The organism is Enterobacter sp. CCUG 70166, assembly GCF_020224095.1.
Lineage (GTDB): Bacteria > Pseudomonadota > Gammaproteobacteria > Enterobacterales > Enterobacteriaceae > Enterobacter > Enterobacter intestinihominis.
This window is the reverse complement of the sequence record NZ_NRIQ01000011.1, coordinates 221,148-244,816: the sequence shown is the minus strand read 5'-3', so window position 1 is coordinate 244,816 and position 23,669 is coordinate 221,148. Positions and strand designations below refer to the sequence as shown.

The following is a 23,669-nucleotide window of genomic DNA, read 5'->3' as shown; positions in this document are numbered from 1 at the left end:
GGCCGCTTATGCGGTCTCTTCTTTTTTCGCCCCTTTGTGGTGAACCTCCCACAGCGTAACTCCTATCGAATCGCAGAAATCACCTAGGTGGTTTAACCCTGACCACTCCCGGATCCCACCTCGCGCCGCCTCGACAAATACCGCCGCATCCGCCGAACGGTGCAGGCCGAACAGTCGCCACTTGCCAGTTTCTGTCCTGGTCGCTACCACGCGGGCAAACATGCCGTTGCGGTAAAAATCTTTGAAAACCGGCTTTTTTCTCGTCGTCACTTTCATAAAAAGACAAACCCCCGAAATGTTGATAACAAATCGGGGGTATGTTGTCACAAACTGTCAGAATGACATTTTTATTTCTGAGCGGTCATGATGCCTGGGCAATATCACGCGCTGACGGCAGCGGGTTGCTGTATACCATGCCACTGATTACCGGCGCGATGGTCATCTGCGTTTCGTTTTTGCGCTTGAGTGTAACCGACAGAGCGCGGCTGGTTTCCTGGCTGGTCAGCGGTTGCGTAGACAAAAGAATGACGGTCAGTGGGATGACAACCAGCCCGGACTGCTCCAGAAAGCGTCTTTTGCCACCCAGCTTATATACCGGCGTTACGCCTGACACCGTGAGCCCAAAGTAATTAGCTGGCGCGGTATCCGTGGCGGTTTTGGCCGGGCAGAAGATAACCGCCTTATCGAACCCGGAAACAGTCAACTGTAGCGCCGATAAATCAGGCACGCCGTTAACTGGAGAGTTATCACCGTGGAATATCTCCAGATCGCACACAACGCGCTGTAACGGGTTCTGAAACTTGAGCGACCATGTGCCAGCCAGCAAGCCGCCAAACACGTCTATCGTCTGCTGTTGGTACGGAATGCCATTAATTGGCGCTGTGCTTCCCCTTATCTCAGCAGGGAGCACCCAATCTGGCACAATACTTGTGTCGTCGAGTGCCGCTTTCGCCAGGTCAGATATGGCAACTAGTTCATCAGATGTTAAGGCCATTATTTCCCCTTAGCCGTTAAAATTCGGTCAATGTTTGCGGCCTTCTCGTACAGGTCGTTAAAGATGTAATTAAGCTCGGCCATATCTACTGGATCGCCCTTCACCAGATTCCCGCTTGTGTCCAGGTAAGTGGGCTTAAATCCCACCGAACGCGTAGTTGTTGATGGCTGTTTCTTGCTGGCATACGCGCCACCGTTAAACGGGTAAATGCGGTCAATAGTCGCAAAGCTGTTCATGGCTGATTTACTCGCGCCAGCAGCGCTTTGTATTTGCCGTACAGGTCATTCAAAATGAAGTTCATCTCCTGTGCGCTGATGCCATCGCCAAACACCAGGTTTCCCTGTGAGTCAAAATAGGTTGGCGCAAAACCTGACGCCTGCTTTTCCTGTGATGGCTCCTGACGATTTGGGATATCCGCGCCACCTTGCCCGGCGTAAATCTTGTCTGTTGCCGCCCAACTATCCATTAAGCACCTTCACCTTTTTTACAGTAACGAGAGTGTTGAACGGCTCCACAAGTTCGGTTCCGTTCTGCGTTTTTGTTCCTTCAATGCGCGTCAGAAGTGATTTTGTTGCCGTCACGCGGATCCCCTTTGTGTTGGTCGCCCTGACGGTCTTTTGCGTGCGCTCATACTTTATTCCAGCCCAGACCGCAGGAAAAACATTGCCGGGAAACATGGGGGAATGTGGCACAAGGTTTACGTTTGGTGGCGTGGCTGCACTGTAGATATCCGCGCCGAACGTGGCAGAAACCAGAGTCTCTGGCAGCTCGATATCCGGAGCCATTGCCCCACACTGCACAAATACCATGCGGAATGGTACGCGATTGAACGCGGCCCCCACCGCACCAGTGGTGAGACCCACTTTATCCAGGGCCAGCCATGTCACTCTATAAAGCTGGCGAATGTATGCTCCGATAGATGGTCTGGATTGCGCGGAAACGGACTGGCTTCCCATTGCCTGTCGCAGTGCCATTCGGTATTCGTCATCGTCACGACCATCACGCAAAATGTCATATTCTTCACCCCGCGCATCCAATAACAGGCCTGTTGTATCGTCCAGTGAATAGCCTTTTTTCAGGTACTCGATAGCCGCCACCATATCCGCATTACTAGATTTTAGTCCGGCCACCAGGTCGATGTTGCGCTGCTTGCGCACCTTTGAGGTAAAGCGCTCTTTTGCCAGCTGTGATGGTGCTTTGATTACCGGCTCCATTACGACACCGCCACTGACGAATTATTGGTAACAGCAATTATCCCACTGCCGATCGCAACGGTTTTGTCAGCAGGCGTTGACGTCTTGCCAACAGTGACGGTGATGTCCGTCAGCGTCGGAAGCGCAGACAGCAAACGGGCATAAATTTGACCAGCAAACACATCGCGCCCGACTTGGAGCTGCGAGAAATACGCAGTCACGGTGTTTTTCGCAACGCTGATGTAATCCGCCGGCTTGCCCGTCGTTTCTGCATCCCATTTTGCATCAGACACCGATACGTAAACCAACTGATAGCTCTGACGGCTGAAATACACTGTTTCGGTTGTGGTTCCGTCAGTCGCTGTGCCGGACACATCCCCATAAAAGCCGCATTCACCTGCCGCTGCGTTGTAAATAGCCTGAGCGATATCATTATCCACCCCACCAGCCACAAACGCCTGAATCGACTTACCCGGCACGCCATCGGCATTGGTCGTGAAATCCCGATTGACCACAACATCCGCGTAAGTCACGCCATCAACAGCCAGGATCGCATTTTTGATGCCCGGTCGTGATGAACTGATGTTCACTCGGCCTGCGGCTGCTGCCGCCTGTAAGCGCGGTCTGTAAATCTCATCATCCTCAATGAGATAACCCTTCAAACCGTTCGAAAGTACAAGGATGTCATCCGTTGCTACATACCCGAAAAGCGCCTGCGGGAACTCAGTATCGCTTTGATACCATGCGGTGGCCGGAATACCGGCTCTGACGATCTGGAATACATCATCAGAAAAGGAGAACTGAATCAGCGAGCGCCCGTCAGCAGCATAGAGCATCTGTCCGTATGCCGTTGTATAGGTCGCCAGTGACGGCTCTTTCAATACGATATCTGCGTACAGTCGGCTGATAATGGCGCTTGACGTGTCACCTGTCTGAAATTGCGTGGAATAGGGCTTGCCGGATATCGAAATGGTGAACGTGTTACCCGGAGTGATTGCAGCCTGCTTAACCGACAGCACAAAGCCTGCTGCCGTCTTGCCGTTCTCTTTTACGTCGCCGGTAGTCGTCCAGTCGCCAGCACTGCCGGAAATAGTGAATAGCTGCCCTGCTGGAACGGTCTGCCCTGGCTGCAACAAATAAACGGCATAAGCAGAGGATCGCATTAACCCGTTGCGGGGAAGGTTGAACCGCTCACCAAAGGCATCCAGTTGCTTTCCCTCACCCTCGGAAATGAAGAAACCAGCAAACACCCAGCCGATCGCCTCAATGATGTTGAGGTCATCTTCAGCAACAACCGCGATTGTTTGCCCGATTAACGAATCACCATCAGGGTTGACGTTTCCCAGCGCCCCTTTCAGCTTCTCGAATTTATCGCCGCGTATCTCCGGCAATCTGGCGCCATGCCAGCCGCTGTCGTTAACTAATTCCACTGGTCACCTCTTTGCTCTCATTGCCGATGTAAACAGCAAAACGGATCGTGTAATCACCCTTCACATCGTTGATGGTTGTTGTCCTGGCATCCGAAACGCCAACTGTGCGTTTCGCTTCTGCGTTAATCATATTGGAGACGATAGAGGCCGGGAGTTTTGACCCCATGATGCCAGGGAGCCATGGCAAGCCCTGCGACGTATCCAGCCACCATTCACCCCGGTTTGTGGCTACGCGGATTTCGGCCTGCTGCGCAATGCCATCAATGCCGCCATCCAGCACAAAATCTCCATTGACGAGGACCACCCCGTAGTCATCCTGCATTATGTCCAGCATCAGTAATCCATCCCCTCAACGGCTGTCAGCTTCGACACCCAAACGAGACAGCGGGTCGCGCCAACTGCCTCTGTGCGTTCAACATGCCCGACCGGGATTATTCGTTTACCACGGCAGGTAGGCATTACCAGTGTTAACGGTTCGCCAGGTGCCGGGCGCTCATTCGAAATGAAGCACCCTTTAACACCATGCCGATACTGAACGGTTGTGATATTCATTCGGTGTGCCGCCATTGCTCCAGGTGAACGATCGTCACCGCTGCATCAAGTGACTCAATATCCAGCAGGTCATCAAGGTCAAAGCCCTCACCCGCATCGTTCAGCATCTGCGCCATAGCTGCCTGGTGCGGAAGCTCAAAAGGCAGATCGCAGTAAAACGGCATGTACTGGTCTTTGCAGTCACGGCAGGTCGCCATCACCATAGTCAGGGGCGCGTTAATGAGAGGCACGCACTCCACCTGCTCAACCACAAGCCCGGTGCGTTCGGTTACGCTAATAATGTCGCCTTTGGCGATTTCTTTCGTGTAGTCGCCAGCCATCAGAAAACCGCGATTAGAAAGAGCAATTTGTGCAGCCTGGTCGTTTAGTTTCATGATTAATTCCTTCGTGGTTTGCTGGTGGGCTTACCGTCGCCCTGTTCCATATGGTCATGGTCTTTACCGGAAATACCGTCGCTGTCGTGGTCTGCCGCTTTGCTGATTCCTGCAATATCTACATCGCCGCCAAATTCCGCTTTAGCGCCGCTGGACTCTCCTTGCTTCAAACCTTTATCCATAGTCACGTCATCACGGAAACGGGCTGGGCCTGTGAAGTCATGACCACCCGGCGCGATAAAATTGATTTTGTCGCCATCCATTACGATCTCAGCGCCACCGCCTGTTGCGGCTTTAATGTGGTTGTCATCCCACTCGATAAACGCGCTGCCGCTGAATACGCGCAGCCCTGCACCATCCGGCATCTGATGGCTGGCGAAGTCGGAAAAGCCGCAGAACGCCACGGCTGAGGACAGTGTTTTGTGGTCTGGTTCGTCGTCGTCACCGTGGGATAAGGCGATAAGCAGGCACTCATCACCAGGCTTAACCCGACCGGATACGCCGGACTTTCCGCCATCCCAGACGAGAGACACCAGCCGGACGTTTTCTACCTCGGCGTACTCAATAGGATCCGGGTTATCACCAAAGGTGCGTTTAGGTGTTGGCTTGACGGTTGCCCGACCACCCTTAACAGAGACAATCTTTGCCTCCAGTGCGAACAGCGCAGAGTTAAGCGCCTGGTCAACGATGGCCGCGATTTGGCTTGCCGCTCTCATGCGATAATTCCCTCCCATGAAGTTGTGCGGGGCTGGGAATCTCTGGTGCTGAACCGGTGAGAGATTTTTTTGACGATAATCTCCCAACTCTCACCCATCGACGGGGAAGAGAGCACCACTTTTTCACCTATCTCCACACCACCGCGCAGCAGTGACTCCCACGTAATGGCCTCGATTACACCTATCTGGCGACGTGCGCCTTTGCTGTAATCCACCTGCGAATTTTTCGGGGGCCAGGCATACGTTTTGATGCTCTTTTCGTGTTTGGCCTGGATCTGCTCTTTCTCTGACGGCTTTTTCTTTTTACGTTTCGGGGTATGGATTTTGAGAAGCGGAACGCCCAGCAACCCGCTGTCAGGAGAGAACGCGGCAGCACCATCAAAGATGGAATCACCAGCTGTAACTGCAATCGACTGGTACTGGAGTGACCACGTGGCGTTTACCGGGCGGCAAAGACTCGTCAGAACGTCGCGGGATAGCGCCGCAGCGCTGATGTTTTTGGGGAGAGTTAGCGCAGCGGCCGCTTTTGACAGCTGGCAACCCAGCCCCATATCAGAGGCGACCTGCGCGATCGCTTCCTTGAGAGATTGCCCCTTACGGAACTTGCGTGATGTGACGCTGGCGCGGAACGGGATAAGAGCCTCGTACAGCTTCATTTTCAGGCCGTAAACCTCGCCGGGTTTAACGTTCACGGCGCTGATGAGTTCACCCTGGAACAGCGTGAACATCCCTTCATCTATATAGCCACCTGCAAACGTGACCATAGAGCCAGCCTGAACGATCGCGTTATGCGTCTCAGGTGTCAGCCCCCAGATAGTTAAGTCGGCCTCGTTCGGCTCTTTCTCGTCATCGCGCACACAGGAAAAATCCACATCAACGCCGTCAATGTGGATCGTCTCACCATCGGTGCAGAAAACAGTTATCTCGTACTGCCAGCCGTAAGCCATAAATCGCCTCCTTATATAGGAGTGATTTTTAGGCATGCACCTGGCTAATTACAGAAACTCCGCCAGCGGTAACGATTGTCAATATATGGCTCAAGGTTTGAACTGTGGATAACTATTAAATAATTGCACCCTGCATGAATCATGTTAGCGGTCAATATCGCCCTCAAGCCGCGCCAGCATTGCCTTTCAATGTGGATAACATTAATCGTGCCAACTTTATTGTTGTTATTTTGTTGGTTTTGTAGTGCTCGCTTTTCGCTCAGATAATATGTAACAGCTCTAACATAATTAAACGGATAATTTATTGCCCGTTTCGCCAGAACGCTTAAAAATGATTATTCGACCCCAGCAGGCGACGGAAACAAGCCCGGTGCGGGTTTAATGGGTTTCGCCTCCCCCTCTCTCTCCACCTCTCCATTTTTCGCCCTGTCTGCATTATGGCGTGTCAATATGTTAATGGCGATGGTCATACCAGATTGCGGAAACATATCTGAGTCAAACCATTATCAAATGTCGTAATAATGCAGTTATGTATTTGAATGGGTTAGTTTTTGTTGTGGTGTAATTTTCCCGGCTTTGTTTCTGCCTGAAACACTTATTAATACTTTGGCCTTCTTTGCTGGTTTAATGACCACTTTTCGACATTAGGTCGCACTGTCAAACCTTATATATCCGTTTGCCTCACCCCTCCATCCCCTTGAAATATCAGCCACATTTCACAGTCAAAACTTTTTAATTTTCTTCCGTCTCAAATTACAAGTTGTGGACATCAAAAAATGACCATAAATCGCATGCAAAACAATCAATTTATATATGTTATTGATAATATTGAAATTAATTATTTTTAGCGTTTATTCCCGAATTGTTGATATGCATCACTGTTTATCCCTCTGATTTGTGGTTCGTTTATTTTTATCCACATAACAATTTATTCACGTTCTACGTTACATTTGTAACATTAAGATGTTGAATTTATGTTGCTGTGAATTTAACAATATATTCACATGCTCATGTCGCCGCCTGGCGTTTTTCAGGCACAAAAAACCCGGCATTAGCCGGGCTGTTATCACATCATCAGGAGGTCAGCACATGCTGGCGAACGCCGTTTCAACCTCTGAGGCGCTGAGCGTGCATAAATCGGTATAAAGCGCCATTGCGTCAGCCAGAAACTGGCGACCATCCATTAATATCTTCTCGTTGTTCCGGTCGATTAATTCCACGCGGTAAATAGATGGCGCTGCTTTTAAATTAGTGCGCAACTGGAGGCATTTAAATGCACACCCACGCGGATAATTTGTTTTATACATTACGTCATTGTCTTTAATAGCCGCTGTTTTCATTTTTCTACCTTAACGCTGAGATAATCATCAATAGAGTTTTTTAGCGCTTTGCGCATCGCTGAATATGGCGGCGACTGCAAATAAGCGGCTGGCACATCTTTAACTGCATGATTAAGAATTAACTCCACCGCTAAATAATCCTCTCCACGAACGGCTGAGGCTGTACGAAATACCTTTCTCAGGTCGTGGCTGCGCCATTTAATCCCGGCGCGAGACACTACCGTATTAAGCGTGTTGTATTTGATTTCTGAGTCCTCAATCACCCCTATCCACTCAGTTACCAAAGGTATGTATTCAAGCGGAACGGGCAGCAGCAGATCCGAATGCGTTTTCGTGTGTCTGTCAGGCACGAACAGGCGACCGCCCGCCAGCATGGAGGTGCGTTTAAGCGATAGCGTTTCTGATACCCTGAAACCGAAGCACAGCATCAGGCGCAGTACGCATCTGTAAGGCTCTCTGACCGATTCAATATCACGAACTACATCAACATATTCAGTGACGCTCACGCGGCCCGGCTTGCTTAGTGCACGGTGCCTTTTGATACGTTTACCGATAGAACGGGCGGCGGTGCGCATAGCATCCAGCATGCGCCCCAGCGAACCCGGCGCGGCGGGTTTAAATTTGATATCAGCGTGAATCACCCAGGCGACGACCGCAGCCACACAGTCAATGCGCTGGCGGATTGTTGAGGCGGCAAGACCATCATCAATGCAGCGGTCGGCGTAACGGATCCATGTGTCCGGCACGCTGGCGGCGCGAACCCCCAGCGAGAGAACCGGCTCAAGCATGCGCACGGCGTGACGCTCGTTAATGATGGTTTTTTCGCGCAAACTGACCGCCCTGGCGCGGCGGTCAACCATTACCAGTAAATCACTCAGCATCGCTACCACCTTCTTGTCGAGGTACTGCTGCGATATGCAATCTTGGCTCACCGTCTTTTGGCTCCGGCCACTGACGAGCCTTGTTTATCTCCAGCTTTTCAATCATCGCCAGGGTAATCTGCTCATCACTTAAACCTGCGCGGCGCTGTGCATCCCATAACAGAAATTGCATGTCAGCCCACTCGCTTAAATCTTCTGGCGCTGCGGCGGCTTCCAACGCCTCCTGTGACAGATGCTTAAGCGGCCCGACCGGACCAACACTGCCGAATGCAGATTGTGACCACTCAGCATGCTTGTGCCGAATCTGTTCGCGCTCCGCTGATGACCCCGTTAGTGCTGCCAGTGCGATTTCGTACACGGCAATATCCCGGCGTGCGCGTAGCGCGTACGCCTCCGGTAGTTCTTCAATTACTTCATTAGCAACCAGCGTCATTTTGCCGATGTGTGCGATTAACTGCTCTTTGGTGAATTCCATTATTTGTTTGCCTCAAATACAGCACGTGCAAAGCCGCGCGGAGTTAGTGAGCGGAGTTGTTTTGTTTTGGCGCTATTGCCGCCCAATGACTTCCACCCCCAAAAACAACCGATGTTTATCGGCCCAGGCCTTTTCGTTGGCATGACAAACCCACCCCCAGCCCAGATACACGTTTTCTTTGTGTAGCCGTCACACGCTGGCATTTTGGGGTGATAGGAACCCTCGTCGGGACGCAGGTGCGCTCCGTATTCGTGGGGATTGAAGTAATAATCAGGCTTCCGCCAGTGCGTTGACATTTTCCCTACTGGATTCTCCACCATCCACGCCGCGCCGAACTCCTCAGCCATTTTTTCCACCATCTGAGCATGCTTCACTGAGTCCAGTGATGTATGCCCCTCATGCTTTGCACCTGACACGGCTAAATCCGTGCAATCTGGGAAGGCGAAAATCATCTGCGGTTTTGGGATTCCCGTCAGTTCTGGTTTATATGCGAAATTCTCGCTAATCCAGCAATTCACGTAGTGCAAATTTTCATGCTGCATTTTGATGTGATACGCACCATGGTTCCCCTCGTCTGCGTTAAAGCAGTAAACATCATGCCCGGCCTCAGCCCACGGCAAACCCATAATCCCCGAACCATCGAAAAGCGACCAAATGACCATATTGTTTTCTCCGTTATCAGGCGCTCGACTTAATTTGTCTCGCCTCGCACAGCCAGCGCCGTGCGGATCGCCTTTGCAATGCGAGCGTAAAAGCTCGCGTTTTCGTAGTCCTGTTCGCCAGCCCATTCAAAGATGACGGCGGTAAACTTCATGTTGCTGATGACCGTAGAGGTAGCATCACTGCGGGCGTACAGAGCCACCCACGCACCCGGATTGGTTACGCGGGTTTTAACTCCACCCAACGCCGGGGTAACACCACGGATAGCGGCAGCGTGGCGGCTGGCGGTGCCTTTGCTCACGCCCTCACGTTCGGCGCGATCGGCTACCAGCTTCAAACCCTCTTCAATGAAGCTTTTAGAGAGACGGCGCTCGTTGCGTTTGGTCTTAATTTTGTCCATTTGAATCACCTTGCGTAATCATCCAAGCCGTTGCGTTCGGGGCCAGGCGCACCTCTGTAACCAGACCGCGCGTCGCCATGCTTTTCATCTTCTGGCGCACGTCATACTGGAGGATCGCCTTATCTGGATGTTGGCGGCACAGCGCCTCACGGATGAAGCTGGTGTGCATCTTCTGATTCTTTAAATCAGGGCTCGACCAGCGCTGGAATACCTGGAATATGTCGGCATCCGTTATGATGTATCTGCGCATCATTTGGCCCTTCTCGGCACTACTTCAACCTTCCCGCATTCCGGGAACTCAATACCAATACGCAGGGCTGCAGCGGTGTTAAGCACCATGCGCATGCTTGGCGTACCCTCGAACCCTTCCACCCGGCGAACCGTGGCACGCATAACACCTACCAGCGTGGAAAAATCTTCCTTGCTCATGCGCAATTCACGACGCAGATTCCCACTTATCAAAAGGTCAGTTAATTGACCAATGGTCATGCGGCGCTTTTCTGCCATTACCTGTTTAACGTTTTCATTCATCGGAAAGCCCCTTATGAAATGCTTAGAACGTATTGGTTATCAGCCAGCTTAAAGGCGTGAATCGCTGTTCGTGATGCAACCCAGTCGTCATCCCCGCGCAAAAGTAGCGGCACTGTTTTTTCTGTGTTAATTAATTTCTCAATTACTTTTTTTGCGCTTTCATCTTTAGACGTGTCGAAAACAAACGCTCGTTGTTTTGATTTAATAACGTCGATCTTTTCAGATCCTTTTAAATACTTTGTTAGAAACACTTCTTTTTCTGGCGCGGCATTTACCATCAGGTTTTCAATTGAGTGTTTCATGTTTACCCTGTGCGGGTTTTTATACTCCACCTCTCCGGCAATGCTTCCGTTCGCCATTAGCCAGACAATATCTTTTAATGGGTAATGGTTTCCCTGAATTAAAACGCACTCCTCACCCTCACGCGTTCTAACGTAAACTGGCGTACCTTTCTCACCCATTCCTTTTCTGGATTTACGGAAAAGACCGCCGTCTCGGTATTCAAATAATTCGTGACACTTTTGAAAAAGCCACGCCTGATTAAGATAATCGCTGCCAGATGAAACGCCGTTGATTAAGTCAGCCAAAGGCGAGACGTCCGCATCAGCCACGGACTTTAGCGCCGCGCGCATCACGTCAGGCAGCAGCAAACCACCACTCTTCACTCGCTCTTGCGCACGGGCGTAAGTGTCTTCATCTGCGCGAAACTGGATAATCTGCGTTGCTCTTTTCATATCTTCCTCAAATTAAATTCGGTTCGACGTACACGCCAGTTCGCAGCGCGTTATGGAATGCGTTAGCCAGCCTGCATGCGTTTATTTCTTCTTTTGACATGGCTGGTCGTGGTTTCACTGCTTTCTTTTTTTCTGGCCTGACAGATTTCAATGCGCGAGTAATGGCCCCGCTAACAAAGAAATTCTTTTGTGCTTTTTTCAGGTGATAAAGGAATTTCCCTGTCTCAGGGCATTTATTCTTTTCAATTTCCACATATGGGGATCGAAACATATTCCAGATTCGACGAGCGATATTCTTAGCCGTTTGGCGCTGAAATCTGGCGTTAACCTCCTCGCATATCTGGCTTACTGAAAGCCTGCGATTAATCATTATTTTCACAAGGTCACGTGCCGTTACGTTCCTTTTCAAACCGTCATACGCGAGACGCAGAGACTCACGGAAATATTGACGCGCAGACCCGCCGTAAGTTGCGGCCCCTTTTTTTGCCAGCTCCCAGGCATGACGAAATACCAGCGCAAAATCGTGCATGATTTCCCTCACGTGTTCTTTTCCAGAGATTTGTAATTTTTGGCAATGAAAATGCCGTGTTTTCCGCTGTGTGGCGCAACGTGAAAAGCCATGCCACGGCGGGAAATTTCAGAAAGGATTTTTGCAGTACGAACAGGCAAGGCCTGGACGTAATCAAAGGGGGATATTTTGGAAGCTTCATCGCCGAAAAGGTGGGCTACGTTATCGCCCTCACCCATCCGACCACAAATCAATAGCAAAGCGCTAACAACATGCTTGATGTTGCTGCTTTTAGTTAACTTTACGCCTAAAACCGCCATAACATGACCCTATAAAAAGTAGGGATACCATGTCACGAACCGATGGAATGTATATTATGTTAAATGCACTATGGTGATAATGAGTTTGTGATTTGAACGCTGAGTTAACGCTGCTATTATCTAAGTCTTAAGGTTGGAATCATAAATGCTAGTATTGTCATGCTTGGGCTTAGCGGCAGCTGTATCCTCTCTACCGCTTTCTATAGGATGCTGCTATTTACTTTGCATAACAGAGTCTGGCGCAAGCTTATTAGCCAGACGCGCTGAACATTCATTCCATAAAAATCCCGCCGCTACCGGCGGGATTTCTTCATGGGTTTTTATACCTGCGCAAACAGATAAGCTCATCGCATTTACCCCTTCCCTTTATCGCTACTGCGGAAGCCTGAGAAACAGTGTCCGTTCCTGAGTCTGCGATGCTTTAAAACCATGGTGGATATAAAACGCTTTGGCGTCCTCAGTGAGTGCATGAACCATGATCGCCCGCACCCCAATATTCTCTGCTACCCGATAACAGCGTAAAACCGCATCCTGGAGTAAATCGGCTCCCAACCCATTTCCGCGTATTGAGACATCGACAGCCAGACGGGCAAGAATAATCACGGGAATGGGATCCGGCATGTTACGCCGCAAATTACCTGTCGCTTCCGTATGGTTAACGCTGCCGGTAGCCAGAGAGTAAAATCCCGCGACCTGCTTTGTGCCCGTTTTACAAACGACAAACGTTCGGGCTGCGCCAAGCGCCTGGTTTTTCAGACCTCTTTGTTTTAACCATTCGTCAAGTACGGCCTCTCCACTGACGAACTCCGCCAGTTGATGGACGATGGATAAGGGCTCTGGGGCGGTTACACGTCCCACTGAGGTTTCCTTGCCAGCAGTTTTTCTATGGCAGGATCGTCGGCGACCGGGGCATCAAGCATATCAATGAACTCTGCATACTGTTCATCGTTAAAATTGAATACACGCCGATCGAGGATCACATTTTCGGCTGCCTGACAGGCCATCTCCAGAATGAAGTCAGTACGTGATTTATGGAGGATCTCTGCGGCGGCATCGATAAGCGCCCGCTGGGATTCTTTGGCTCTAAGATTGAGTTGAACATCTGATTTCATGGGTATACCTCTTGTATAGCAATTGCTTTACAAGCATAGCATAAGCGGCGCGTATAGCAATCGCTATACAGGTCCCTTAATCATGTCTGACCTCTTCACTCTGCATATCGCAAGAATTTGCTCTCTCAGCCAGCGGTGCGCGGGATCGCGTTCCATTCTTGGGTGCCACATCTGTGATACCGTAATTAGACGGCTTTTCAACGGCAGCTCGAAAACCTGTACCTGGTCCGTTACCTGCTGATTGAGTAAATAGAGAGCGGGTATCATGGCGATAAGATCCGATGCCACCGCCACGGACAGCGCCGTCGGAAATCCCGGTACGACGCTCGCGATTTTACGTTTTGTTCCGAGTTCGGCCAGCGCATCGTCAACGGATCCGTGCAGTGCACCCTCGGGTGACGCTACCACATGGCCCCAGGCGACATAATCCTTCACCCCTATTTCTGCCTGCTTAGCCAGCGGATGCCCCTTACGCACGACGCCCACAAACCGATCCTCAAACAGTCGTTGCAGCCGTATTTCAGGCCCCATATTACTCTGGACGCCAATCTCCAGATCAACCAGCCCTTCCCGAAGATAGCGCGATGTTTTTTCCGGCTTAGGCGCAAAGCGTATACAGACGTCCGGCGCGGCGTCGGCCACAGCCGCTATAAGCGCAGGCCCAAACGCCACCACAAAACCATCGTTTGCCCTGATGGTAAAAAGTCGCGCCAGACTTCGCGCGCTGAACGTTTCAGTTGAGGGCTGTAATACCGCCCTGGCCTCGTGCACTGCACGCCTGGCACGGTCCCGGGTCGCTTCGGCCCACGGGGTCAGTACCATGTTACGTCCGGCGCGCACCAGAATCGGATCGCCAGTGACGTCGCGTAACCTGCTTAATGTCCGGCTCATTGCCGAGGTGCTGAGGTTCAGACGACGTGCCGCGCCTGCCACGCTCGCTTCACTCAGCAATATGTCGAGTGCTATCAGCAAATTAAAATCGGGTTCGGACATCTCCTTCCTCCCTGCATATTCAGATAAGGCGTTACATGCAACGATAAAGTGTAAATGGTGCGCCTTCCGCCCTGCAAAAGCCATCTTTATAGTTTTGTCATCCACACACTCTTCTCTAAGGACAACAAGATGATGCTTTTTTCCAGCCAACCCGGCGACGATGGACTGCCTGGCCCGACGCGCGCACGGGTGCTGGCCGCGATAATGACCACCACGTTAATGGGCGTGTTTGATGGCACCATGATCAACATTGCCCTGCCCTCCATGGCTCAGAAGATGCAGGTGCCAGCCAGTTATGCCGTCTGGTTCGCCAACGGGTATCTGCTGGCGGCTGCAATGACGCTGGCGATATTCGCGGCGCTTGCGGCCCGCCTGGGTTATCGCCCCGTATTTCTGGCAGGCCTGACGACCTTTACCCTGACATCGCTGGGTTGCGCGCTGGCGAAAACGCCCGAAGTGCTTATCGGTATGCGCGTGCTTCAGGGGATCGGCGGCGCAGCGACGCTGAGTATTGCTCCCGCGATACTGCGGTCCGTATTTCCCGGACGATTGCTTGGCCGCATTCTGGGTTTGCACGCCCTGCTCATCGCCTCCAGCTCCGCTATCGGCCCGGTATTGGGCGGTACGATCCTTCACACCCTGAGCTGGCAATGGCTTTTTGCGATAAACGTTCTTCCCGGCACCCTCGCCTTGCTGCTGGCGGTCAAATCGCTGCCGCGGGATGCGGTTCGAAAGCAAGCGCCCTTTGACACCCTGGGCGCCATATTGTCGGCGCTGCTGTTGGGTTCGACGATCGTGGCGGCGAACAGCCTCCATGATGCTACTTATCACACAGGTAGTCTTTGCTGGACGGTTCTCGCTGCGCTGAGCGGCATGGCTTTTATCTGGCAGATCCGCCGCACGGATAACCCCTTACTGCCGCCAGCCATATTCAAAAATGAACGTTTTACCCTCGCGGCCTTAACGTCGATGATTGCTTTTGTCAGCCAGGGTATCACCTTTATTGCGCTACCCTTCCTGTTTCAGAGCGAATACGGCTACAGTCCGGTGATTTCTGCCCTGCTATTTACGCCGTGGCCGCTCGGGATCGTGCTGATTGCGCCGCATGCAGGCCGGTGGGCGGACACGATTTCCGCCCCGGTGATTTCAACTCTGGGGCTGATGATTTTTGTCGTCGGTTTGATTCTGCTGGCAACATTACCCGCCAGCCCTTCGATGTGGAATATCTGCCTGCGAAGCCTGGTTTGCGGGATGGGATTTGGCTGCTTTCAGAGTCCCAATAACCGGGAAATGCTCTCAAACGTTAGTCGTGACTATGCGAGCTATGCATCCGGTGTGTTATCCATTATGCGCACGTTCGGGCAGTGTCTGGGGGCCGCCGCTGTGGGCGTACTGCTGGCGACAAATGAGAGAGCAATTCATGCTGCACTGTGGATCGCTGCGGCGGCTTCTGCCGTAGCGGTCATCGTCAGCGCGAGCCGACTGCGTAAAATCACTCATCCTGCGGAAACAGGTTGAGCGAGCAAAAGCTCCCGGGTCGCATCTTCAAAATTAGGGCGCGGCCCGTACACCACTTTTACATGCTGTAATTCATTAATGATTTCATTACTGATGTCGTGACCATAATCCACTGTAGAGGCGCTATCTTTATTGAAAACGACCGAATAGTGATGATCTATTCTGTATCTTTCAACGGTATCAGAAATAACTCGCTGGCTTATATGCCGCAGGCGACCCTGCTCTGCCCGCAGTTGCGTGTTTTTACTCATATCATCGATCGCTTTCATTTCACGGCGCAAGGGTTCTGGCAGAGCATAATATTTTTTCTCAACTTCAAGCGCGGATTTTTTAGCTAATGCGAGAAGTATTTCGTTCTGCTTTTTTTCCTGTGCCAGTAACGGTGATTCACGCAGGATCCGCTTGTAAGAAATACATGCAACCCCTTTTTGTCCGGCGTGAGGCTTAAGGTGACCGTTAAAAGAATATAATCCTACAAGACACACAAAAATTAACAGAATGACTGAAAAGCGTGGCTCAGACCGTTTAGTAATCATTGTCAGTTCCACCGAAAAAATAGGGTCGCAGAGGAAATGTACACGACAAAAACACATAACGGTAGCGCAGAGGTGTACAAAAATAAACCGCAGCGCTACCCCCTGTCATGATCAAAGGTATCAATTATATTTAAGGGTGATTGTCCCGGTGGCATTTGCTTGCCCTGGCGTGACAACGTCACTGGTTTTGTAATACCACGCTTTGAAACGTAAGGTTTCAGACTCTCCGGCCCCGCCTGCATTTGCCGGATCGCTATAGGTTGTTGCGGAGCCGATATCAGCAAGCGCGGTACCATCGGCAGCCAGCCCACTGCCTTGTGATGCGGCTTTTACACGACTGGAATTAAAAGCTTGTACCTCCTGACCAATGGCCCAGTAGGTAAAACTGCGTAGCGCCGGTTGATAGGCTGATATCACGACCCCCACACCGGTCGCCGTCGTACCCGATTCAGACTGGTCTAAAGCAATCACTGAACCATCATCGTTGTCGCCCTCGGCAAGCGGCCCGTTGATGGTCAAGGTCACGTTGGTGCCTGGCTGACAGCTCAGACCAACATCCTGTTCGGGTCCTTCCACCATCTTAAGATTATCAAACGCAGAGGTATCCACATCGCCCATATTAAACAGCAGGGAAGAAACGGATGCTGAGCATCCCATCGCATAGACTTCTATCTGTGTATTTGACAAATAGACTTCTGACGCATTATCACCGTTATCCGAACTGCTTTGCCCTTCACGAAATTCCACTGTCGCCAGTTTGCCGCTCTCAAGGGCCAGATTACCGCTCGGGATTGTACCCCCCGTCGCAATCAACTGCACACGATAGGCCGAGCCCGCCAGCGTATGGCTGCTCTCGCCATCGCCGGACTGCCATGAGTTATCAACCGCACGTTCATAATCATACGGACCGGCCTGGTTAAGCGTGTAGGTCTTAATGCCGATACCCGGTATCGTGGTCGGGTAGATATTATCTCCCACCGGCGACGCCGACGCTAAATGAGTCGGGTTATAATGAAATCCTACGTAATAATCCCTGCTACAGTTTTTAATCGTGACATCCCCATCCGTCCCGCTGATATATCCAGAATCGTATAACACTTCGCCAAAGGTATAATTTTTCGCACTGACCAACAGTTTCGAGGGTAATGGGATCGTCGTGACGGTAACATCATCGCCGTTATCCCGGTTACAGGCTGCATGACTTAATAGTGGGACTGTCCCCAGCAATAACACCAGATAATATAAATATTTTGACATGAAATTAGTCTGCTCACTTAAGCTCAGTTATAAACAACATTCAATGTAATCGCACTGCTGAATGCACCCGGTGTTGGGGTCCCATGTGGGGTATACATTCGGGCAGTAAAAGTCATCGCGCCGGTTTGGTTTTCGAGCGCAACCGGGTAGCTCACGCCGTTGGCCAGCGCGACACCGCTGATGGGATGTTCGTGGTCACGGATAAACAACTGAAGGCCGACATCGGTCGCGCCGCCTGCATCTGCCGCCACCTGATTGGCGTAAATGACAGAGGCATAAGCCGGATCTTCAGCGTAAGGTGCGCCTGTAAAGGTAACCGTTGCCTGGCTTAACCCTGCGGTGCAGCTGTCAAACGCGATGGTCACTGGCACATTTCCTGTGTTCCCCCCCGCTACGGCAAAGTCTTTCCAGTAATATTTCCCGAGGTCGACTGCCTCCGGTTTGGTGACGTTACATGAGCCATCAATAATGTTTCCGGTGACATGGAACTCAATATCATTGCGATCGGTGTACGCCATTGCCGGCGGCACGCTCAGCATGAATACCATTCCCGGGCCGATGAGCGATTTAAGGCCGGAACGGAGAATAATGAAGCGTGACATTAATTTGCTCCCGATACGGGATGGCAAACCCCGTTGATGAATAAAATATCGGCCTCTGTTTTAGCGCCGGCAAGTGTGTAATCAACGGCGCACTGCTTGTTCGCCGTCTCCCCCCACTTAACAATTAACCGCCCTTTCCCGGCGAGCCCGACGAGATACACTTCCCCGCCGTCGCCAACAATACTGCTGCGCGTGTCATCCGACTCGCCGCTGGTTTGTGTTACTACTGCGCCAAACGGCACCGGTTTACCGTTGTAGGTCAGCGTCATCATCGCCTTTTGTCCAATCCAGGTGTTGTACTTCACGCGTACTACCGCCCCTTTGGTCGGCACCACGGTTTTGGCGATGTTATCAATGGCCGCAGAAGTATCGCTGGCATCCACTGTGTTGAGTGAGATCGAATTGCTGTGATACGGACGAACGTACGGCACAATGGCGTTACCGAAATAATCGGTATGAACGTTCGTCTGCCCGTTGATCGGCATACCGGAAACACCCGGTGTTTCAACCAGCGCTACGCTATCGTTGAGCTGACGCGCCAGGGTGATACCGTCGCGATGCAGCACCATGCCCCCGCGCAGGCTGTAATTCACTCGTCGGCTGTAATCGTCGTAGCTATAGCCTGCGGACATATCGGCATAAGTACTTTGATAACCCACAGTGACATTGCCGTTAGTAGCTTCAGAATCGGCGTTATAGCCTTCTGAAACCTGCCAGTTCAGCTGGTTTTCCTGCATCGCGGTACCGGAAATTCCGATGTTGTGCGTGGTATCGCCGTTTTTACTACTGTTCATCGAATAGTTAGCCGAAACAGACCGGGCCGCTTCACTGTGGCTGAAGGCGCTGAACGGTACGCTCAGGTTAAGCGAGAAGACGTTATCGTCGTCGTAGTTATCGGAATCGTTATTGTAACCGCCATTGACGTTTTTAGAGTGGGCATAGTTCAGCGAGTACGACACCGGTCCAAGCGTGCTGCTGAAGCCCAGGTTCATGGAGTCCGCATGTTCACTGTTCCAATAAGAGGCGTCGTACATGCTCAGTGACAGGGTGCCGAAAGGCAACGTCTGTGAGATTGTCACATCAAAACGGTTTCGCTCGCGGCCATTATCAATAGTGCTATTGCCCGGATCCCAGTCATTGAGGAAGTCCTGAAACGAAAGATAACCCCGGGTTGAAAATTTATAACCGGCGACGGCAATATCGGTGTTGGTCTGCTGAAGCGTCTTACTGTAGCGCACGCGATACGACTGGCCGCTATGGTGTTCCTGTTGTCGCATGTTGTCCGGCTGCGGGATATCCGCCCACGACTGGGAAATATCAAATGAGAGCGCTCCGGCGCTGCCCATATTAAAACCGGTTCCGGCAATCAAGTTGGAATAATTGTCTTCCGCCTGAATATAGCCGCCGTAAAGCGTGATCCCTTTTCCGACGCCCCAGGCCGCTGATCCCTGAATAAAGTTAAAATCCTCTGCACGTGAACCCGACCCGTCCTGACGGGTTTTGCCCGCCACCAGGCCATACTGCACCTGACCTTCACGTTGCAATACCGGCAGCGTGGCGTAAGGCACAATAAAGCTACTTTGCGTACCGTCGGACTCTTTGATCACCACCTGTAGATCGCCGGAGCTGCCGGTCGGATACATATCGCTGAATTCAAACGGCCCCGGCGGCACGGTAGCCTTATAAATGCTGTGACCGTTCTGGTATACCGTCACTTCGGCATTGCTGCGGGCTATACCGCGTATTACACGGGCGAAGCCTTGCATGCTGTCCGGCTTCATATCGTTATCCGAGTACATCTGCACCCCGGTGAAACCGACGCTATCAAAAATGCCGCCGCGCGTGGTTCCTTGTCCCAGTACCAGCTGGCTTTTAAGAGATTTAATATCCCGTGAGGCGTAGGTATACACGGAATCCCAGTCATTTTCGGATTCGGAATGGGTATAGGTGGAATAGTTGCGAAAGCGCCAGGCGCCTACGTTCAGCCCCGGTTGCAGGCTAAGAAACTGATTACTGCTGTCGGTGCCGTTGCGTTGATGCAGATCCTGTTGACCTGAGACGCTGTAATTAAGTAAACCCGCCGTGATCCCTTCATCCCAGCGCTCCGGTGAAACATAACCCCTTGCGGTGTTAAATAAAGCAACCTGCGGCAGGATCAGGTCGAAACGCTGCTGCGCCAGATCGATTTTTTCGTCCGCGCCGGGGATGGTAAACAGATCCACACATTCGCTGGCTTTTTCCTGTTCGCCAAAATAGTTATCGACACGAACGTTCCAGGCTTTCAGCTGAGTGACGTTTAAGCATGCCCCTGTGCGGTCTGACGTAGGGGCACTTTTCAACCGTCGAAAAGAGAGGGTTTTACTGTCTACCAGATTGCCGTTGATAAAAATGTCGACGTTATAGTCCCCGGGCGGCACCTCATCTTTGGCAAACAGACTGAGATCCATTGCTGGCACTTCTGCGCTGTCTGTTTCCAAAAGATGAGGGTTGAAATGTTCCTGCGCACGTGCGCTGAAAGAACTAAAGACAACACTGAGCCCGAGCCCTAAAGAAAGGACGTAGGTTTGTTTCACTTTTTCCATTGTAACCCTGTATCCGTGCGGGAGACTTACGGTGTCGATTAATATGAGGTGACTTTGTCCGGGCCTTTCACGCCATAATCATTAATAAGCGACCAGGTTACTTTGCCGTGAGGTGACATAACACCTTCAGAAATACTCAACGTGGAGAATGGCGCGACAAAATACTGCCCGCTTAACGCCTGGTGATTAATTTCAATTCGTGAGAAGTTCATATAAAAAGGTGTCGGGTTATTGACCTGTAAACCCTTCGCGGTCAGGTTCCACTTAAGCTTTTCCGCATTGGATTCTGGCGTCTGCCCCTTTAATGCTGCCGGACGGTAGATCAGCTTAATCTTTGAGTTGATGGCAATTTGCATCGTATTTTTACCTTCACTACCGTCGGTAGCGGGGATCCCTTTCACGTTCAGCCATAACAGCGATTCACGATCTTCCGGAACAGGTAAACCTGAACGCACAATACGAATTGACGCTTTTTTCCCGGCTTCCAGACGGAATAGCGGTGGCGTAATAATCATATTTTCTTTTTTTAACGGGCTGCCTTTAGCCGGGCTAATCCACGACTGTACCAGGTTGGTAACCTTGTCAGAGTTTTCAACGGACAAAGAGGCGGCCTGGCGGGAGCCATCAAAAATAACCCGCGTACTCCCGGTAACAATACTGGCGGACGCGTTCAGGCTGGCGGCGCTGGCCACGCAAAAAATAACAGCGGCGATGGGTTTCATAATGCACTCACAAACTAAAAAGGAGGGTTTCCCCTCCTGTGGAATCAGTTATAACGGACGTTATAGGTAATAACAGCGTTAACATCGCCGGCAACGGCCTGCCCGGTGGCAATCATCTGCGCGGTATAGGTTTGACTCGCTGTGCCATCGGTGAAAGTAATAGGATCGTTATCTGCATTATTTTTGACGATGGTACCATTTGAGCCGCCCTGCTTGAGCTGAACGGCCACGTTGGTTGCCGCACCCAGCGTAGCAGTGTTTGCAAAATAGGATGGATCGGCTGCAACAGCATCAACAGGGCCTGAGAAAACAATATTTGCAGTCGTGCTGGTTGGGCAGTTATTCAGGTCGAACACAAACTGTTTTGGCGCGCCAAGGTCGCCTTTTGTAGCGAGGTCGGTTGCCGCCGTTGAGCCCAGATCAACGGTCGCATTTGCCGTGCCGCCATCAACGGCAATATCACAACCCTGATCGAGCACCGTTCCATTAAATGTGATAGTGTTAGAAGCCGTCGCCGCGCTCGCGCCACAAAAAGTCAGAATAAGCGTCGCACCAATTTTAGTCAGTTTCATTCGTTGATATCCCAATAGAAATAATAAATATCTTCATTTTTATTCCTGCCAGGACGAGACAATAACAAAGTAGCTCCACTGAGCTCACAATGAATAATGCACCGTTTGTGACAAGGCAAATATAAACCCTCAGGCAGGAATTAGATTCGCAACATCAATAAACGACATCAGCAAACCCGAAGTAAGGTTACAAGAAAGTTACGGAGTTTCGTAAAATAAAGTAATTTAATTTTAGACAACCTTTTGTTATGGCCTGGATTGGCATTTTGTTAGCATTCGCGCTGTTTTTTCTGAGCAATAACGCCACCGGCAGTGTTGCTAGCAGCATATCCAGACTGACATATTTGAGCGAATGAGAACAATTGGCATGATCAACAAAAAAAACATGATCGCGTTAACCCTTTGTGGCCTGATGATGGCAAGTGGCAGTGCGCTGGCGGGCCTTCCTTCTGGTGACAGCGACAATAATATTAATACCAACCCAGAGAACGATGCGGGGACTCAGGGCACGGGCGGCGTAGTCCATTTTACCGGTAAGATTACCGATGCATCCTGTAATATCACCACCGACTCAGCAGGGCAAACCGTTGAATTAGGCACCTGGGCTGCAAGCTACTTTGCCACCCAAAAAGAGACCACGCGCACGCCTTTCCAGATCTCAGTTGAAGGTTGCCCGGATTCCGTTAAAACCGTTGCCGTGTTGTTTGATGGTAACAAAGATGCGAATGATAATACCCTGCTGGGTTTAAATTCCTCCGTGGACAGCGATGGCAATACGGCGACTGGCGTTGCCGTTAAACTCTATGAAAGCGACCGTAACACGCAGATTAAAATTGGTGATATTTCTCAGAGTATCGACCTTGCCGAAGGGGAAGATTCAAAAACACTCAATTTCTACGCCAATTATAATGCCACCAACGATGTCGTCAGCACCGGAGAAGCCGACGCAGATGCCAATTTCCTGATGGTTTATAACTGATCGACTGATGATAAGCAGAGCTTGCTCTGCTTATCTTTTACCTCTACGGGGATCTGAAAATGAAGAAACTCACCGCGGCCCTGTTCTTTTATTCGCTCGGCATGAGTCTGTCAGCACACGCGGGGGTTGTGATGGGCGGTACGCGTGTTGTTTACCTTGAGGGGCAAAGAGAAGTGGCATTTTCCATTACCAATATGGAAAAAGAAACCCCTTATCTTATTCAGTCGTGGATTGAAAATATTGACAGTAAGAATAAAACCGCTCCGCCCTTTATCGTGACGCCTACGTTATTTCGTTTAGATGCGGAACAGAAAAACTCGCTGCGCATCAATTATCTTGGAACGCCATTACCCACTGACCGGGAATCTGTTTTTTGGCTTAACATCAAAAATATTGCCCCGAGCAAAAAAGCAAACAGCAACAAATTGCAGATTAACGTGAAGTCAAAATTCAAGTTATTTTTCCGTCCCGCAGGGTTGAAAGGCAATGCCGAACTTGCCTACAAAAAATTAAAATTTACCTGTCGTAATAATACGCTTAGCGCACACAACCCCTCGCCCTGGTTTGTATCGTTTTACAAGGTCAGCGTTGGGAACACCGACGTTGAAATGCCGGGAATGATTGACCCCTTCTCCGATCGTCAATGGCACATTCCCTGCTCGGGGACCATTCGCTGGCAGGCGATCAACGATTACGGCGGGCTGACGAGAGTCGCCACGCAATCCTGACGCTGTGACAACA

The 23,669-nt window shown here is 51.0% G+C and carries 31 protein-coding genes and 1 pseudogene; 3 read left to right on the top strand and 29 right to left on the bottom strand.

What is annotated here, in order from left to right; translation table 11 throughout:
- Positions 1–6 precede the first annotated feature (6 nt).
- From CKK19_RS06235 to CKK19_RS06125, 23 genes and pseudogenes are all read right to left on the bottom strand, one after another.
- Positions 7–276, bottom strand: a complete 270-nt coding sequence (locus CKK19_RS06235; RefSeq protein ID WP_225455067.1) for a hypothetical protein — start codon at positions 274–276, stop codon at positions 7–9.
- An 85-nt stretch (positions 277–361) separates the two neighbouring features.
- Positions 362–994 (bottom strand): hypothetical protein, encoded by a 633-nt coding sequence (locus CKK19_RS06230; RefSeq protein WP_225455066.1) that lies wholly within the window; start codon positions 992–994, stop codon positions 362–364.
- Positions 994–1,230: a hypothetical protein gene (locus tag CKK19_RS06225; protein WP_225455065.1), complete on the bottom strand. Its 237-nt coding sequence runs from the start codon at positions 1,228–1,230 to the stop codon at positions 994–996. Before CKK19_RS06225 ends, CKK19_RS06230 begins: the two co-directional genes overlap by 1 nt.
- The gene (locus tag CKK19_RS06220) at positions 1,227–1,460 is read right to left on the bottom strand and encodes a phosphoglycolate phosphatase (protein WP_225455064.1); all 234 of its coding nucleotides are present in this window, start codon (positions 1,458–1,460) and stop codon (positions 1,227–1,229) included. The genes CKK19_RS06225 and CKK19_RS06220 overlap by 4 nt, the downstream gene beginning before the upstream one ends.
- Positions 1,453–2,208, bottom strand: a complete 756-nt coding sequence (locus tag CKK19_RS06215; RefSeq protein WP_225455063.1) for a hypothetical protein — start codon at positions 2,206–2,208, stop codon at positions 1,453–1,455. Before CKK19_RS06215 ends, CKK19_RS06220 begins: the two co-directional genes overlap by 8 nt.
- Positions 2,208–3,617, bottom strand: a complete 1,410-nt coding sequence (locus CKK19_RS06210) for a baseplate protein (RefSeq protein WP_225455062.1) — start codon at positions 3,615–3,617, stop codon at positions 2,208–2,210. The genes CKK19_RS06215 and CKK19_RS06210 overlap by 1 nt, the downstream gene beginning before the upstream one ends.
- Complete coding sequence (locus tag CKK19_RS06205) at positions 3,604–3,951, bottom strand: hypothetical protein (RefSeq protein WP_225455061.1); 348 nt, start codon at positions 3,949–3,951, stop codon at positions 3,604–3,606. Before CKK19_RS06205 ends, CKK19_RS06210 begins: the two co-directional genes overlap by 14 nt.
- Positions 3,952–4,165: 214 nt before the next feature.
- Positions 4,166–4,543, bottom strand: coding sequence for a hypothetical protein (locus CKK19_RS06200; RefSeq protein ID WP_225455060.1), 378 nt, complete (start codon positions 4,541–4,543; stop codon positions 4,166–4,168).
- Positions 4,544–4,545: 2 nt separating this feature from the next.
- On the bottom strand, positions 4,546–5,259 hold the full coding sequence (locus CKK19_RS06195) for a hypothetical protein (protein ID WP_047352959.1): 714 nt from the start codon (positions 5,257–5,259) through the stop codon (positions 4,546–4,548).
- Positions 5,256–6,206, bottom strand: a complete 951-nt coding sequence (locus CKK19_RS06190) for a hypothetical protein (protein WP_047352960.1) — start codon at positions 6,204–6,206, stop codon at positions 5,256–5,258. Before CKK19_RS06190 ends, CKK19_RS06195 begins: the two co-directional genes overlap by 4 nt.
- 1,082 nt (positions 6,207–7,288) lie before the next feature.
- A complete protein-coding gene (locus CKK19_RS06185; RefSeq protein WP_225455059.1) occupies positions 7,289–7,546 on the bottom strand; it encodes a hypothetical protein in 258 nt (85 codons plus the stop codon).
- A complete protein-coding gene (locus CKK19_RS06180; RefSeq protein ID WP_225455058.1) occupies positions 7,543–8,478 on the bottom strand; it encodes a tyrosine-type recombinase/integrase in 936 nt (311 codons plus the stop codon). Before CKK19_RS06180 ends, CKK19_RS06185 begins: the two co-directional genes overlap by 4 nt.
- A pseudogene (locus CKK19_RS06175) lies at positions 8,459–8,860 on the bottom strand (dATP/dGTP pyrophosphohydrolase domain-containing protein); the annotation flags it as partial. The pseudogene CKK19_RS06175 and the gene CKK19_RS06180, both read right to left, overlap by 20 nt.
- A 41-nt stretch (positions 8,861–8,901) precedes the next feature.
- The gene (locus CKK19_RS06170) at positions 8,902–9,564 is read right to left on the bottom strand and encodes a DNA cytosine methyltransferase (protein WP_225455057.1); all 663 of its coding nucleotides are present in this window, start codon (positions 9,562–9,564) and stop codon (positions 8,902–8,904) included.
- 29 nt (positions 9,565–9,593) lie between these two features.
- Positions 9,594–9,962: a hypothetical protein gene (locus CKK19_RS06165; RefSeq protein WP_047352964.1), complete on the bottom strand. Its 369-nt coding sequence runs from the start codon at positions 9,960–9,962 to the stop codon at positions 9,594–9,596.
- A complete protein-coding gene (locus CKK19_RS06160; protein ID WP_223863105.1) occupies positions 9,949–10,215 on the bottom strand; it encodes a hypothetical protein in 267 nt (88 codons plus the stop codon). Before CKK19_RS06160 ends, CKK19_RS06165 begins: the two co-directional genes overlap by 14 nt.
- Entirely contained in the window at positions 10,212–10,493 is a 282-nt protein-coding gene (locus CKK19_RS06155; RefSeq protein ID WP_047352965.1) for a helix-turn-helix domain-containing protein, read from the bottom strand. The genes CKK19_RS06160 and CKK19_RS06155 overlap by 4 nt, the downstream gene beginning before the upstream one ends.
- 11 nt (positions 10,494–10,504) lie before the next feature.
- Entirely contained in the window at positions 10,505–11,227 is a 723-nt protein-coding gene (locus CKK19_RS06150) for a hypothetical protein (RefSeq protein WP_047352966.1), read from the bottom strand.
- A gap of 7 nt (positions 11,228–11,234) precedes the next feature.
- Positions 11,235–11,756, bottom strand: a complete 522-nt coding sequence (locus tag CKK19_RS06145) for a hypothetical protein (RefSeq protein WP_047352973.1) — start codon at positions 11,754–11,756, stop codon at positions 11,235–11,237.
- An 8-nt stretch (positions 11,757–11,764) separates the two neighbouring features.
- Positions 11,765–12,055, bottom strand: coding sequence for a hypothetical protein (locus tag CKK19_RS06140; RefSeq protein WP_131701660.1), 291 nt, complete (start codon positions 12,053–12,055; stop codon positions 11,765–11,767).
- A 372-nt stretch (positions 12,056–12,427) separates the two neighbouring features.
- Entirely contained in the window at positions 12,428–12,913 is a 486-nt protein-coding gene (locus tag CKK19_RS06135; RefSeq protein WP_063853497.1) for a GNAT family N-acetyltransferase, read from the bottom strand.
- Complete coding sequence (locus tag CKK19_RS06130) at positions 12,901–13,167, bottom strand: DUF1778 domain-containing protein (protein ID WP_003857131.1); 267 nt, start codon at positions 13,165–13,167, stop codon at positions 12,901–12,903. Before CKK19_RS06130 ends, CKK19_RS06135 begins: the two co-directional genes overlap by 13 nt.
- 63 nt (positions 13,168–13,230) lie before the next feature.
- Entirely contained in the window at positions 13,231–14,160 is a 930-nt protein-coding gene (locus CKK19_RS06125; RefSeq protein WP_063853502.1) for a LysR family transcriptional regulator, read from the bottom strand.
- Positions 14,161–14,289: 129 nt separating this feature from the next.
- Between CKK19_RS06125 and CKK19_RS06120 the strand changes: the two genes are divergently transcribed.
- Positions 14,290–15,678, top strand: coding sequence for an MFS transporter (locus CKK19_RS06120; RefSeq protein WP_063853496.1), 1,389 nt, complete (start codon positions 14,290–14,292; stop codon positions 15,676–15,678).
- Here the strand turns inward: CKK19_RS06120 and CKK19_RS06115 are convergent.
- From CKK19_RS06115 to CKK19_RS06090, 6 genes are all read right to left on the bottom strand, one after another.
- Positions 15,657–16,214: a hypothetical protein gene (locus CKK19_RS06115; protein WP_157507572.1), complete on the bottom strand. Its 558-nt coding sequence runs from the start codon at positions 16,212–16,214 to the stop codon at positions 15,657–15,659. The two genes, CKK19_RS06120 and CKK19_RS06115, sit on opposite strands and share 22 nt — an antisense overlap.
- Before the next feature lie 120 nt (positions 16,215–16,334).
- Complete coding sequence (locus CKK19_RS06110; RefSeq protein WP_032624240.1) at positions 16,335–17,471, bottom strand: type 1 fimbrial protein; 1,137 nt, start codon at positions 17,469–17,471, stop codon at positions 16,335–16,337.
- 23 nt (positions 17,472–17,494) lie between these two features.
- On the bottom strand, positions 17,495–18,073 hold the full coding sequence (locus CKK19_RS06105) for a fimbrial protein (protein ID WP_063853494.1): 579 nt from the start codon (positions 18,071–18,073) through the stop codon (positions 17,495–17,497).
- Entirely contained in the window at positions 18,073–20,655 is a 2,583-nt protein-coding gene (locus CKK19_RS06100; protein ID WP_063853493.1) for a fimbria/pilus outer membrane usher protein, read from the bottom strand. The genes CKK19_RS06105 and CKK19_RS06100 overlap by 1 nt, the downstream gene beginning before the upstream one ends.
- 38 nt (positions 20,656–20,693) lie before the next feature.
- Positions 20,694–21,377, bottom strand: a complete 684-nt coding sequence (locus CKK19_RS06095; protein WP_063853492.1) for a fimbria/pilus periplasmic chaperone — start codon at positions 21,375–21,377, stop codon at positions 20,694–20,696.
- Between the two features lie 44 nt (positions 21,378–21,421).
- Complete coding sequence (locus CKK19_RS06090; protein WP_022648149.1) at positions 21,422–21,949, bottom strand: fimbrial protein; 528 nt, start codon at positions 21,947–21,949, stop codon at positions 21,422–21,424.
- Between the two features lie 367 nt (positions 21,950–22,316).
- Between CKK19_RS06090 and CKK19_RS06085 the strand changes: the two genes are divergently transcribed.
- Positions 22,317–22,928, top strand: a complete 612-nt coding sequence (locus CKK19_RS06085) for a fimbrial protein (protein WP_063853491.1) — start codon at positions 22,317–22,319, stop codon at positions 22,926–22,928.
- A gap of 59 nt (positions 22,929–22,987) precedes the next feature.
- Entirely contained in the window at positions 22,988–23,656 is a 669-nt protein-coding gene (locus tag CKK19_RS06080; RefSeq protein ID WP_023300135.1) for a molecular chaperone, read from the top strand.
- Positions 23,657–23,669: the final 13 nt, after the last annotated feature.